Here is a 14,201-nt window from a genome sequence, read left to right as displayed (position 1 = left end):
GATAAATAATTTATTTATAATCAAACTTTATTTACACGAAGAATTTATTGTTATACCTTGCATCATAGACTCAAACATCTTGAACTCACTTTCCTTTAAGTAACGATAACTTTGCGGAGGGCGAAATTCTGGTATTTGCTCTCTTAGTTGTGTTAACTCAATAGGATCTGGTAAAGTTTTTATATTTTTTACAAAAATACCAACTATTACTGAAGCACCATCATAATAACTTTGAAATTCTTTAGAACTAATTCCCGCTATATTCTTGACCTGATTCCAAAACTCATTTAAGTCTTTCGGAAATTTTTTAATTTCTATTTGAGTAATATACTTTACTTCAAATGAACCTACTAAAGCTTTTTTGGGAGATGAGACATAGACTAGAACCAAGTCATCCATATTTAATCGAGAGCGAACACGACGGAGTTCTACTTGTTTCTTTCCAGAAAATATTTTTTCTGCGTATTTAGGTTTTATTGACAATAAAAGTATGTTGCTAGGCATGAAACTTTATCTATATTTTATTGGTATATCCTAAATTATATAACTTTTTAAAAAAATCGTTGGTAATTTTACAAGCTGATTGGAATGATTCTTTTTTATTAATAATTTTTTGAACTTGCTTTAAATTTATAGGATATTTAAATAATTCAGTATTGCTGAATCGAATTGCCATAATATTACCATCTTTATCTTGACTGACATTCATGATATCAGTCAACTTATAAACTCCTAGACGTTGAAAACGTTGATAAAGATTTTTAGGTTGATCGATGATAATCTCATCTAGAAAGGAGCAGGCTCGAACAGAGCTTATTCCACAGTAAGAATTATAATCACCCTGGCTAACATACCAAATAATTCGACATGGAGCTTTTAATCCTCTTGAGTTCCTAACTGATCGATAGTAGACAGCTTCACGGTTAAAAGCAAGTTCTATTTTTGATCCAAATAGAGTTTGCCTAGCCAAATTGGAATCAAATAAATCTTGTGCCCATCTGGGTTTAATGGGAATAATAAAATTGGGTATTTCGGCATCAATAATCTTTCCTGGAAAAAGGAATCGTTCAATATTTGCTGATACTTGAACGTCTGTAGTTAAGTTGTTTGTATTGAGACTATCAGCAATTTGAATGCAAAAATTATATTCTTGCCCTAAATTAGAGGCTAAAGTAGCGAGGCGTATTGATAACTGAGATGCAGTTTCAGCAACTGCTAAATTTATCTTTAGCCATCCGTTATGAACTCGGATAAAATTATCTTCCTGAATAGCTGTAATAACAGTTTCGTCTAAACTTAAATCAGTAATTCTAGTAAATTGCCGATGTTCATTAGCAGAATATAATACTGATTGAAAAATCAAGTGCCGTGCCAGTGTAGCTGATAAGTGATTATTACCAACTCGGAGAAGTGGAACTTCTAGCTCATTTTTTTTATGCTTACCATATACAAATAAAGCAAGTGGTTGATTTTCTCCTTCGATAACTATATAACAAACAAACTTGTCTACTTCAGCGAGAAACCGACGTAACTGCTGTTGGAATCCAGTTTTTGTTTCACCTTGATTTATACAAGTAAAATAATTGGTCAAGAAATCTTCTTGTCCCCTTTTAACTGGTACTTGCTTTAGGAGAGTACCAGCCAAACGTACAGGCTGATAATCAGGCTTATTGCGAAGCTCATCTAATTGAATAAGTAGTTCATTAAGGGTAAGAATAGAGAGCCTAAATTTATCATAAATTTTATCTGCAATATCTAACAGTTCTTTTTTATTGCTTATGAATACATGAGACTCTGAGGCTATAGCTCTGGCTAAATGACGTAGATCAAGTTCAGAAAAAATTATATTTTTTGGATATATAACTTTTTGGAGATTTTGGCATATTTCATCTAAACTTTTACTTAGACAGGGCAAGCTGACAAAACTTTTTGCTAGTTGTCTTTGTGATTCTCTTTCCTTATCATCATTAACAAGACTTATATAGTTAAATATTTCATCGGTAATGCATAATTCTAACTCTGGCTCTAACCAATCAGCCAATAGCAATCTAGATTCTTCATTACTGCTATCTTCATCTCTATATAAATTAAAAAAGATATTGGCATCGATAACAACGCATAGCTTTGACTCCAGTTTATGAATATGAGTATTAGAAAATAGGTTTTGATGGCCGTGATCAAACCACCAAAAAGTTAGCAATTTCTTATCTTTACTCTTTCCTTCTTTTTCATATTGAGGAACGAAACCTAATTTTGACCACATACCTGCTAAGTTATAATCACGACGGCAATTTAAGCCAATACCTGTATATTTTTCTTGAGTTATTTGTTTGAGGTGATTGACAAGTAACCTTGCCACTTTCTTGTTTTGATACTCCCCATCAACGCAAAGATGAACGATTGTGATCCGATCATACGAATGTCGATATAACAAATAGCCAATGCACCCTGCTTGAGGATCAAGAGCTACAAGTATCTGGCGATCCTTTGCACGGTCTGCAAAAGCACCTTTAGGGAAAAAGCCAAGGGTTGTCCTATTGAGACCCCATAGTTCTATAACGGCTGGTAAATACGGTGATTTATCGTCAATCTCTTCAATTTTTATCTGACTGTCTTTTGTCACTGATTTTATACCTTTTTAACTAGAACATTCACTTGCTGCTATTAAAATGGGAGCGCTTTAACACGTATCATATTTAGGAATTCAAATATAGCCTGCGATCGCAACAAACTTTCACTGGGCATATTAAACGATCGCAGTAATGCGAAAATAAGACCAAATTGTGGGTTGAAAGTAACCGGATGCTGCGGCGCTACAGTGTAGAAGCTAATGACAGCAAGCGTAACACGGAGACAAAAAAGTGCAAATCACTAAGCGCAATGTTGAATTAAGAGTAGATGGCAGCTTAATGCGTGTTTATGTTGCGGCTCCCAAAGCAGCAGGAAAATACCCTGGTATTGTCTTCTACAGTGATATTTATCAGTTAGGTGATGCAATGATTCGTCTAGCTAACTACTTAGCAGGATACGGCTATGTAGTAGCAGCCCCAGAAATTTTTCACCGAATTGAGCCAGTTGGTTTAGTAATTGAGCCAGACGATCTGGGAAGGATGCGGGGAAATGACGATGCGCGTCGAACCTCCGTAGCTGAATATGATGCCGATTGCCTTGCTGTGATTGAATTTCTGAAAACAGAGAGTGCGGTTTCTCCAAGTAAAATAGGCACTCTCGGCTTTTGTATTGGTGGACATTTAGCTTTCCGCGCAGCATTTCAAAGCGAAATTCGGGCTTGTGTCTGCTGTTACCCGACTGGTATTCCCAGTGGTAAATTGGGTAAAGAGGTAGCCGATACAATCCAGAGGGTAAGTGAAATCAAAGGTGAGATGCTAATGGTGTTTGGTACTCTTGATCCTCATATACCAGATAGCGATCGCCAAACCATAATAAAAGCAATTGAGGATGCTAACATCCCTCACCAAGTTTTCTTGTATGAAGCAGAACATACATTCATGCGCGACGACGGTTATCGTTATGATTCTAGTGCTACCACCGCAGCTTGGTCTGAAATAGTAACTTTCTTGGGACGCATATTTGCAGACTGAAAACTCCTATTATTGCTTTCTTCGCGTCAATTTTGAGTTGTCTGCAACGCTAATAACCCAGCACCGTAAGCAGGTTCATACCTCGGAAATATCACCTTTACATTAGGAAATTTCTTAACAAGAGATGCTGTAAATCTTTCATGGATCTTGCATCTACCACGCCATACACTTCCCGTTGTGACTACTTCTAAAACTGAGTCAGCACTAAAAATTGCATCCATTACTGTAGATGTAGCTTTTACTAACTCTTTTACAGCATCGTCAATTATGAGATTCGCTACTATATCACCTGACGCTGCTGCAAAATCTACAACTGGTGCTAAAGCAGCTATCTGTTTTACTCCCAATTCTCGGCGATATACTACTTCTATTAAATCTTCTATACTTTCCAAATCAAGATGCTGTTTGAAACCCTCTATCAAACTCGTTGATATTTCCCGTCCATCATAAGATTTTAATGCTGCGTTCATGCCTGCGATCGCAATTTTATAAGCGCTACTTTCATCTCCTAAAATATACCCCCAGCCGCCGACTCGCTTAGTATGTCCTTCATGATTTCGTCCGAAAACTATCGAACCAGTACCTACTGCAACCACAATTCCTACAGGCTGACCAATTCCACCAACTAAAGCAATTAAAGCATCGTTAAAAATTACAATATTCGCTGGTTGTAATGCCCAAGTAATAGGCAGATATTTATTATTTTGCAACTTTTGAATTAAACCTTTTACTACTTCGATATCTGCTGCACGACCTACACCCGCTAAACCCAGACATATCGCGTCAATGTTCACGCTATTTGTAATTATTGCTGCCTCAACCGCATTGTGAATTGCTGATTGAATTGATTGTAAAGTTGCTTCGATATCTATACTCTGATAATTAGATGGGCCTGCTTCACCACGACTTAACACTTGACGCAAATCATCCATCAAGACACATATAGTCTTGCTCCCGCCGCCATCTATTCCTAAAACATAACTCATGGATTGCAATAATCTTAATTATTTTGATGCTTCGGTTGTTCTTTTAAAGGAATAAAAAATAGAGCAATCATCCCAGGAATGGTCAGCAAACAAACCAAGACAAAAAATAATGGATAGCCAAGTAATTTTTGCAGATAACCGCTAACTAATCCGGGTAACATCATTCCTAAAGCCATAATGCCAGTAGATATGGCAAAATGAGAAGTTTTATATTCACCTTGGCAAATATACATTAAATAAACGCTAAAAGCTGTAAATCCAAAACCATAGCCAAATTGCTCCAAGGAAACCAAGGGATAAACTAATGTTAGTGAAGGTTTCGTGTAAGCCATATACACATAAAATATATCAGGCAAGTTCAAAGCTAAAGCCATAGGGAAGAGACATTTTTTTAATCCATATTTAGAAATTAGCAAGCCTCCTAAAATTCCTCCACAGATTAAGGATATTACCCCAAATGTACCGTATACTAATCCGACATCTGACGTTGATAGCCCTAAACCGCCTACTTCTGGTTTGTCCAATAAAAATAAAGAAGCTATCTTGACAAGCATTGCTTCGCCAAGTCTGTAGAGCAAGATAAATGCTAAAATGTTTATGATTTTATCTTGAGCAAAATATGAACTAATGATTGACCAAAAGGGGATCTTTTCTGTAGCCTGTAGCTGTTGTTTGTTATCTGATTCAGGTAAGGGTAAAAATAGGCTATGAGAAATAAACAAGATTGCTAAAATTAAAGCTGAGAAGCCAATAGCTATAGTCCAGCTTAAAGGAATATTATTGAGAGATACTTCAAGATGACCTGCTAAGACTACTAATATTCCTGAACCGAAGATAACAGCAAGTCTATAAGAAAGTGAACGAATACCGACAAAGAAGGCTTGTTGTTCTGGAGATAAGGCGAGGAGGTAGAAGCCATCTGTGGCAATGTCATAAGTTGCAGAAATAAAGGCTCCTATTGTTAATGTTGCGAGGGAGATGAAAAAGAAATTTGGGAGTTGTAAGGAAAAAGCTATCAAACCTAAGCAGCAGAACATGGCAAATTGGGTGTAAATTATCCATTTGCGTTTGGTAGAGTAAGTATCGACAATTGGGGCCCAAAACATTTTGATGACCCAAGGTAGATAAAGGAAGCTTGTCCACAGGGTGATTTGAGTGTTATCGATTCCGAGTTTTTTGTAAAAGATTACGGAAACTGTGTTGATGATGATGTAAGGTATGCCGGAGGTGAAATATAGGGTGGGGATGAATGTCCAAGGGGAGGTTGTTTGGTGTTTCATGGATTTGGGAGACGAACCGCCAAGACGCCAAGTGCGCCAAGGGAAGATTAAGAGAGGATGATGCGTTTGATGCCGTCTTTGAGGAGGGGGACGTTAAAGTTGATGAGAAGGGCTAAGGGGTAATTAGTCATTTTAAGGTATGAGAGGACTTGAGCTTCGTGGATTGGGGCTAAATTTTGAACAGCTTTTAATTCCACAATTAGACAATTGGCAACTAGAAAATCTAATCTCCCCTTCCCTACTTCATGTCCTTTGTAATTCACTATTACCCCCTTCTCAACCACATGAGGTATCCCGCACCTGAAAAATTCTATAATTAGCGCCTCCTTATACACCTCCTCCAAAAACCCAGGCCCCAAGACCCTATGCACCTCAATCGCCGCCCCAATCACAGCGTAAACTAATCTATCCACCTCCTCACTTGGCTCTCTTCTCTTGGCGTCCTTGGCGTCTTGGCGGTTCGTTTCCATCAATCCCTCTCCAACCCTATGGCAAAATTTATTAAAGTCCTTCCTTAGTTTTCCCGCATGACCGCAACCATTCCCAATCTCCCCAGTCTCTACGACCCCTTTTCCACCGAAGCCAAATGGCAAAAATTCTGGGAAGACAACCAAGTTTACAAAGCTGACCCCAACCAAGGCGGCGAACCCTACTGCATCGTCATTCCCCCCCCGAATGTCACCGGCAGCTTACACATGGGTCACGCCTTTGAAAGTGCCTTAATTGATACCCTCGTGCGCTACCACCGGATGCAGGGACGCAATACCCTATGGCTACCCGGAACTGACCACGCCAGCATTGCTGTGCATACTATGCTGGAAAAGCAACTCAAAACAGAGGGTAAGACTCGCTACGAATTGGGGCGCGAGAAATTCCTAGAACGCGCTTGGCAATGGAAAGCGGAATCTGAAGGAACAATTCTGAATCAGCTACGACGCTTAGGTGTCTCGGTGGACTGGTCACGGGAAAGGTTTACCCTCGATGAGGGTTTATCTAAAGCTGTTGTCGAGGCATTTACTCGCCTCTACGAGGAAGGCTTAATTTATCGTGGTGAATATTTAGTTAACTGGTGTCCCGCTTCTGGGTCGGCTGTGTCTGACGTGGAAGTAGAAAATCAAGAGGTGAATGGAAATCTCTGGCACTTCCGCTATCCCCTTACCGATGGTTCCGGTTTTGTAGAGGTGGCGACAACTCGACCAGAAACTATGCTGGGTGATACGGCTGTAGCAGTTAATCCCAATGACGATCGCTACAAACATCTCATCGGCAAAACTCTAACTCTGCCCATTCTACAACGAGAAATTCCCATTATTGGCGATGAATTTGTTGACCCCACTTTCGGTACGGGTTGCGTAAAGGTAACTCCCGCCCATGACTCGAACGATTTTGAAATGGGTAAGCGTCACAATCTGCCGTTCATCAACATTATGAACAAAGACGGCACTCTCAACGCTAATGCTGGGGAGTTTCAAGGACAAGACCGCTTTGTTGCTAGAAAAAATGTGGTTTCTCGCCTAGAAGCAGATGGCTTTTTGGTGAAGATAGAAGATTATAAACATACCGTTCCCTACAGCGATCGCGGTAAAGTACCTATTGAACCTCTCCTCTCAACTCAGTGGTTCGTCAAAATTCGCCCCCTAGCTGACAACACTCTCGAATTCCTCGACCAGCAAACTTCTCCAGAGTTTGTCCCCCAACGTTGGACTAAGGTTTATCGTGATTGGCTAGTAAAACTCAAAGATTGGTGTATCTCTCGCCAATTATGGTGGGGACACCAAATTCCGGCTTGGTACGCGGTCAGTGAAACGGGTGGACAAATTACTGATAATACGCCCTTTGTGGTGGCAAAATCGGAAACCGAAGCTTGGGAGAAAGCTAAATCACAATTTGGCGATAATGTCAAGTTAGAGCAAGACCCAGATGTGCTAGATACTTGGTTTTCTTCTGGACTGTGGCCGTTTTCGACTTTGGGCTGGCCGGAACAAACTCAGGATTTAGCAACTTACTACCCGACTACTACTTTGGTGACAGGCTTTGACATCATCTTTTTCTGGGTAGCCAGAATGACCATGATGGCTGGGCATTTTACGCAGCAAATGCCTTTCCAAACAGTTTACATCCACGGCTTAGTGCTGGATGAAAAAGGTCAGAAGATGTCAAAGACCAAAGGTAATGGCATTGACCCATTATTATTAATTGACAAATATGGTACTGATGCCCTGCGGTATACCTTAATTAGAGAAGTGGCTGGCGCTGGTCAAGATATCCGCTTAGAATACGATCGCAAAAAGGATGAATCGGCATCGGTTGAGGCATCCCGCAACTTTGCCAACAAGTTGTGGAATGCTGCCCGGTTTGTGATGATGAATTTGGATGAGCAGACACCGCAACAATTGGGGAATCCAGTTGCTACCGAATTGAGCGATCGCTGGATCATCTCGCGGTATCATCAAGTTATCAAACAAACCACTAATTACATCGATAATTACGGTTTAGGGGAAGCAGCAAAAGGACTCTACGAATTCATCTGGGGTGATTTCTGCGACCAATATATTGAACTGGTGAAATCCAGATTGCAAGCAGATGCTGATCCAGTATCGCGGCGGGTAGCACAGCAAACTCTCGGCTACATATTGGAAGGAATTTTAAAACTGCTTCATCCGTTGATGCCTCATATTACCGAGGAAATTTGGCAAACTCTCACCCAACAACCACCAGATTCACCACAAACTTTACCATTGCAAGTATATCCTCAGGTAGATGCAAACCTAATTGATTCAGCTTTAGAAGAACAGTTTGAATTACTGATTGCTACTATCCGCACAATCCGGAATTTGCGAGCTGAGGCGGATATTAAGCCTGGGGTAAAAGTGACAGCGAATTTACAAACTGAAAGTGAGAAAGAGCGGGAAATCGTTACTGCGGGACAGTCTTATATTAAAGATTTGGCAAAAGTTGAGACTTTAACCATTACTGACAAGCAAGAAAACCAAACTATTGCTGCTAAAAAACCTCAGAGGGGTTTGAAGACAATTGGCTTAATTCTTGCGGCCATTGTCTTTGGTAGAGTGGGTTTAGCTGCGGGAAATGCCATTGATGACATTCCCATCGTTGGAACTTTCTTTGAACTAGTTGGTTTTGGTTACACAGCGTGGTTTGTTAGCCAAAATTTACTCACCGCCCAAGCAAGACAAAGTTTATGGAGCCGATTTTTCCCCCAGAGAGAATTAGAACAACCACAAGAACCAGAAAATGCGATCGCAGGTGTAATTGGTACAATACAAGTGCTAATTCCTCTAAGCGGTGTGGTAGATATTGAAGCTGTACGGGCCAAGCTAGAAAAAAGCTTGAGTAAAGCTGAAGCCGAAGTTCAATCCCTGAGTACCAGATTAAACAATCCTAGTTTCGTAGATAGAGCTAGGGCTGACGTGGTACAGGGAGCGCGTGATGCCTTAGCAGAAGCACAGAAGCAAGCAGAAATTTTGCACGAGCGTCTGAAGGGATTGTCCTAGTCATCGCCTGCGTGGCTTAGGATAACTGTAATGGGTAATCGGATTATTAATTCCCAATTACCCATTACCAATTAACAAGATCCAAATCTTAATTCTGGGACTTATTATTTTATTAAATTTTTTTAATTTTTAATTTTTAATTGGAGCGAAGCGACCCTCATGCTATATTTAGCCCAGGTGCGTAAAAACGATTTTTTAGACCAGCACCAGTTACGCTTGTTGGCGCGTCAAGAAGCTGATAACTTGTGGGCGATAATTCCAGAAGAGGCTTTCATTCTGTTAGGAAAGGGAAAGATTATGAGTGAAAACTTGCTTGTTTTAGTAGAACTTTCCCCTACAGGCGACATTGAAAGACTAGAAGACGCTACCAACTGGGTACTCCATCTGGTACAAAACTACCTCACCATCGGCATTACCCCAGAATTTTTGCAGCACGAAGCCGAGCGAGCAGAACATTGGCGACAATCCCTGACATTGCAAAATCAAGACTTAGCGCGGCGTTCCTTAGAATTGGAAGCTCGTCGCGAACAAATTCAAGCCTTAGAAGAAAGCCTCAAACGCGAGAAAAACGGCTATCCCCAAGAGGAAAGTTAAAATTAATTGTATTCCCTATAACCCACAAGCACGTAGGGACACGAAATTTCGCGTCCCTACGTAAGTTTATGCTAAGTTAATTGTCTTAGCAAAATTAGGCAATCACAGTAATATTTGCACTACCAAGCAGTACCTGATTGGAGAACTGGGCTATCTGAACTTGTGCTGTACCGCCCAATCCATCTTTATCAAAGAACAAGTTACCTGTAGTTTGATTGTAGATGAAGCGATCGCTTGCAGCTGTAGCGATCGTACCAATTCGGAACAAGCCCGGATCGAGTATCATATCCTGAGATTGGGTCAGCCCGAATTCCGTCTTAGAAATGAAGATAGTATCATCTCCAACAGTAAAATCAGTTATCGTATCATAGCCTCCAGTGCGAGTATCTGTCAGATATAAGCTATCTTGTCCAGCTCCACCAGTCAGCGTATCTTTACCAATTCCACCAAAGAGGCTATCGTTTCCTACACCGCCTAATAAGCTGTCATTACCTGAACTACCAAAGAGGTTATCATTACCATCTCCTCCTGATAACGTATTAGCACCAGTATTTCCAATCAGGATGTTATTAAGGCCGTTACCAGTAGCAGTGATTGCTCCAGTTCCAATCAGGGTCAAATTCTCTAGGTTATCTCCCAAGACCCAATTTACCGAAGAGTTAACTAAATCTGTGCCTGCATTTAAGCCTTCAACAATAATATCGCTAACATTGTCTACGGTATAAGTGTCATTGCCGACTCCACCATTGAGACTATCAATTCCTGTACCTCCATCCAAGGTGTCATCGCCTATACCACCCAACAAGGTGTCATTGCCTGAGCTACCAAAAAGGCTATCTTTACCATCTCCTCCGGTCAAGGTGTTCGCAGCAGCATTTCCGACCAGGATGTTATCAAGGCTGTTACCAGTACCAATTGTCGCGCTTCCAGTCAGGGTCAAGTTCTCAAAGTTCTCTCCTAATACCCAATTCACAGCAGACTTGACTAAATCTGTGCCTCCATTTAAGCCTTCGGCAATAATAATATCGCTAACATTGTCTAAGGTGTAGATGTCATTGCCGGCTCCACCATTGAGAGTATCAATCCCTGCACCTCCATCTAAGGTGTCATCGCCTGCACCGCCTAACAAGCTGTCATTACCTGAACTACCAAAGAGGCTATCGTTACCATCTCCTCCGCTCAACTTATTAGCACCAGTATTTCCAATCAGGATGTTATTAAGGCTGTTACCAGTACCATCGATTGCTCCTGTTCCAGTCAACGTCAAGTTTTCCACGTTATCTGTCAACACAAAACTCACCGAAGACTTAACTAAATCTATGCCTGGCTCTAAGCCTTCGACAATAATATCGCTAACATTGTCTACGGTGTAAATGTCATTACCTGCTCCACCATTGAAACTATCAGCTCCTAAACCTCCATCCAAGGTGTCATTGCCTGCACCGCCCAGCAAGGTGTCATTACCTGAGCTACCAAAGAGGCTATCGTTACCATCTCCTCCGCTCAAGTTATTAGCGCCAGTATTTCCAATCAGGATGTTATTAAGGCTGTTACCAGTACCATTGATTGCGTCGGTTCCAGTCAGAGTCAAGTTTTCCAGATTATTTCCCAATACCCAACTCATCGAAGACTTGACTAAATCCGTACCTGCATTTAAACCTTCGACAATAATATCGTTGACATTATCTACGATGTAAGTGTCATTACCGATTCCACCATTAAGACTATCAGCTCCCAACCCTCCATCTAAAATGTCATTGCCTGCACCGCCTGACAAGCTGTCATCACCTGCACCACCGAACAAGGTATCATTGCCAACTTCTCCACTCAAGGTGTTGGCGCCAGTATTTCCCGTCAGAATGTTATTAAGGCTGTTACCAGTACCATTGATTGCGTTGGTTCCAGTCAGAGTCAAGTTTTCCAGATTATTTCCCAACACCCAACTCACCGAAGACTTGACTAAATCTGTGCCTGCACTAGCGGATTCAACAATAATGTCGCCGATGGTGTCCACAATATAAGTGTCATTGCCTTTACCACCAATAAGGCTATCGTTACCTGTACCACCATCTAAGAAATCATTTCCATCACCACCATCAAGCGTATCGTTATCACCTAGTCCGTTGAGCGTGTCATTGCCCAGAAATCCTGAGATGATATCCATGATCGCCATACCATTCAGGTTGTCTACACCTGAAGTACCATTAATCAGATTGAATTGATTAATGGTTAAGTTGACGGTAGCAGTGCTACTACCTCCGTGACCATCACTTATAGTATAGGTAAAGCCGTCAGAGCCATAATAGTTTTCGGCAGGGGTATAAGTGTAAGTACCATCAGGGTTGTTAACTAAGCTTCCTTGGCTAGGTTGGGTAAAGTCAGTAATGCTCAATACGTCATTGTCCGCATCTGTATCATTGCTCAACAAAGTCGTAGCGTTAATGATGATAGGTGTGTTTTTGTTTGTAGTGATGCTATCGTTAACAGCAACAGGCGCATCATTCACCGCCGTAATATTAATATTGCGGGTAACGGCAATACTATTAGCAGCGCCATCATTAACTATAAAGCTGATGGTACGAGGTGTAAGACTGGGGTTATCACTGTTGTTGGTATAAGTAATAGAACGTAGTGCTGCTTGATAGTTAGCAACGGTGGAACTGCCAGTTAAGGTTAAAACACCTGTGGTGCTGTTGTAGCTGCCTGTAATCCCATTTTGATTAATGAAGGCGAGGGTGTCTTGAGCAGAGACAAAACCACTGGTAATCCTGACGGTGGCACTAGCCAGATTGGGGGAGTCTGTATCGTTGACAGTGATATCTGAGTCAATGACTGTAGTGGCGTTCTCGGTGTATGCTAGGGCAGAGTTGGTGGCAGTAGCAACAGGTGCATTATTTACTGCCGTAATATTAATATTGCGGGTAACGGCAATACTATTAGCAGCCCCATCATTAACTATAAAGCTGATGGTACGAGGTGTAAGAGTGGGGTTATCACTGTTGTTGGTATAAGTAATAAAACGTAGTGCTGCTTGATAGTTAGCAACAGTGGAACTGCCAGTTAAGGTTAAAACACCTGTGGTGCTGTTGTAGCTGCCCGCAATCCCATTTTGGTTAGTGAAGGCGAGGATGTCTTCACCAGAGACAAAACCACTGGTAATGCTGACAGTGGCACTAGCTAGATTGGAGGAGTCTAAGTCGCTGACGGTAATATCTGAGTTAATTATTGTAGTGGCGTTCTCGGTGTATGCCAGGGCAGAGTTGGTGGCAGTAGAAACAGGAGCATCATTCACTGCCGTAATATTAATATTGCGGGTAACGGCAATACTATTAGCAGCCCCATCATTAACTATAAAGCTGATGGTACGAGGTGTAAGAGTGGGGTTATCACTGTTGTTGGTATAAGTAATAAAACGTAGTGCTGCTTGATAGTTAGCAACAGTGGAACTGCCAGTTAAGGTTAAAACACCTGTGGTGCTGTTGTAGCTGCCCGCAATCCCATTTTGGTTAGTGAAGGCGAGGGTGTCTTGAGCAGAGACAAAACCACTGGTAATCTTGACGGTGGCACTAGCCAGGTTGGGGGAGTCTGTGTCGTTGACGGTGATGCCTGAGTCGATAGCTGTAGTGGCGTTTTCAGTGTATGTCAGGGCAGAGGCTGAACTAGGGGTGATAGTCGGGGGAGCTCCACTGTTGCTGTTTAGTTGGGCATATATTCCATTATCAGACCCGTCCTGACCATTGCTAGTCCAGGAAATGATAAAGTCCCCAGTGGCATCTATCGCTACTGTAGGGTTAGATTGACCGTTGGTGGTGTAGGTATTGACCAGAAATTCACCTCCAATAGCTACGCCAGAACTGTTGTAGCGTTGGGCATATATGCCATAGCCAGACCCGTCCTGACTATTGCTAGTCCAGGAAATGATAAAGTCTCCATCTGTATCTATCGCTACTGTAGGGTTAGATTGACCGTTGGTGGTGTAGGTATTGACTTTGAATTCGCCCCCAACAGCCACCCCAGCACTGTTGTAGCGCTGGGCATATATCCCATTATCAGACCCGTCCTGACCGTAGCTTTGCCAGGAAATAACAAAGTCCCCTGCTGCATCCATCGCTACTGTAGGGTTATTTTGATAGCTGCTGGTGTAGGTATTGACCTTAAATTCTCCCCCTTGAGCCACCCCAGCACTGTTGTAGCGTTGGGCATATATCCCATAACCATCCCCGTCCT

9 protein-coding genes are annotated in these 14,201 nt (G+C 41.6%); 3 read left to right on the top strand and 6 right to left on the bottom strand.

All coding sequences use genetic code 11. From position 1 onward, the window contains the following. Window positions 1-27 precede the first annotated feature (27 nt). Together V7K84_RS17015 and V7K84_RS17010 are read right to left on the bottom strand one after the other, a co-directional pair. Window positions 28-504, bottom strand: coding sequence for an ASCH domain-containing protein (locus V7K84_RS17015; protein WP_334839722.1), 477 nt, complete (start codon window positions 502-504; stop codon window positions 28-30). Window positions 505-514: 10 nt separating this feature from the next. After that, on the bottom strand, window positions 515-2,623 hold the full coding sequence (locus V7K84_RS17010) for a GNAT family N-acetyltransferase (RefSeq protein ID WP_334839721.1): 2,109 nt from the start codon (window positions 2,621-2,623) through the stop codon (window positions 515-517). Between the two features lie 238 nt (window positions 2,624-2,861). Between V7K84_RS17010 and V7K84_RS17005 the strand changes: the two genes are divergently transcribed. Further along, window positions 2,862-3,602, top strand: coding sequence for a dienelactone hydrolase family protein (locus tag V7K84_RS17005; RefSeq protein WP_334839719.1), 741 nt, complete (start codon window positions 2,862-2,864; stop codon window positions 3,600-3,602). A 26-nt stretch (window positions 3,603-3,628) separates the two neighbouring features. Here V7K84_RS17005 and V7K84_RS17000 read toward each other — a convergent pair whose 3' ends face one another. Genes V7K84_RS17000 through V7K84_RS16990 form a run of 3 tightly spaced genes read right to left on the bottom strand, consistent with a single transcriptional unit; the run spans window position 3,629 to window position 6,338 of the window. Beyond that, on the bottom strand, window positions 3,629-4,588 hold the full coding sequence (locus V7K84_RS17000; RefSeq protein WP_334839717.1) for an N-acetylglucosamine kinase: 960 nt from the start codon (window positions 4,586-4,588) through the stop codon (window positions 3,629-3,631). A 14-nt stretch (window positions 4,589-4,602) separates the two neighbouring features. After that, a complete protein-coding gene (locus V7K84_RS16995) occupies window positions 4,603-5,868 on the bottom strand; it encodes an AmpG family muropeptide MFS transporter (RefSeq protein WP_334839715.1) in 1,266 nt (421 codons plus the stop codon). Window positions 5,869-5,915: 47 nt separating this feature from the next. Then, window positions 5,916-6,338: a GxxExxY protein gene (locus tag V7K84_RS16990; protein WP_229458083.1), complete on the bottom strand. Its 423-nt coding sequence runs from the start codon at window positions 6,336-6,338 to the stop codon at window positions 5,916-5,918. Window positions 6,339-6,395: 57 nt separating this feature from the next. On the opposite strand from V7K84_RS16990, the gene V7K84_RS16985 reads away from it, so the two are divergent. Together V7K84_RS16985 and V7K84_RS16980 are read left to right on the top strand one after the other, a co-directional pair. After that, a complete protein-coding gene (locus V7K84_RS16985) occupies window positions 6,396-9,380 on the top strand; it encodes a valine--tRNA ligase (protein WP_334839713.1) in 2,985 nt (994 codons plus the stop codon). A gap of 159 nt (window positions 9,381-9,539) precedes the next feature. Then, window positions 9,540-9,974, top strand: a complete 435-nt coding sequence (locus V7K84_RS16980; RefSeq protein ID WP_322680011.1) for a hypothetical protein — start codon at window positions 9,540-9,542, stop codon at window positions 9,972-9,974. A gap of 94 nt (window positions 9,975-10,068) precedes the next feature. Here the strand turns inward: V7K84_RS16980 and V7K84_RS16975 are convergent. Then, on the bottom strand, window positions 10,069-14,201 hold a 4,133-nt coding region (locus V7K84_RS16975), incomplete at its 5' end, for a beta strand repeat-containing protein (RefSeq protein WP_334839709.1).

This window comes from Nostoc sp. (genome assembly GCF_036917315.1).
Lineage (GTDB): Bacteria > Cyanobacteriota > Cyanobacteriia > Cyanobacteriales > Nostocaceae > Nostoc.
This window is presented reverse-complemented; position numbering and strand designations above follow the sequence as displayed.

Bases quoted from the DNA above. Each gene is read 5' to 3' on its own strand.
- V7K84_RS16995 (WP_334839715.1), bottom strand. From the start codon at position 5,868: ATGAAACACCAAACAACCTCCCCTTGGACATTCATCCCCACCCTATAT.
- V7K84_RS16980 (WP_322680011.1), top strand. From the start codon at position 9,540: ATGCTATATTTAGCCCAGGTGCGTAAAAACGATTTTTTAGACCAGCAC.
- V7K84_RS17000 (WP_334839717.1), bottom strand. From the start codon at position 4,588: ATGAGTTATGTTTTAGGAATAGATGGCGGCGGGAGCAAGACTATATGT.
- V7K84_RS16990 (WP_229458083.1), bottom strand. From the start codon at position 6,338: ATGGAAACGAACCGCCAAGACGCCAAGGACGCCAAGAGAAGAGAGCCA.
- V7K84_RS17015 (WP_334839722.1), bottom strand. From the start codon at position 504: ATGCCTAGCAACATACTTTTATTGTCAATAAAACCTAAATACGCAGAA.
- V7K84_RS16985 (WP_334839713.1), top strand. From the start codon at position 6,396: ATGACCGCAACCATTCCCAATCTCCCCAGTCTCTACGACCCCTTTTCC.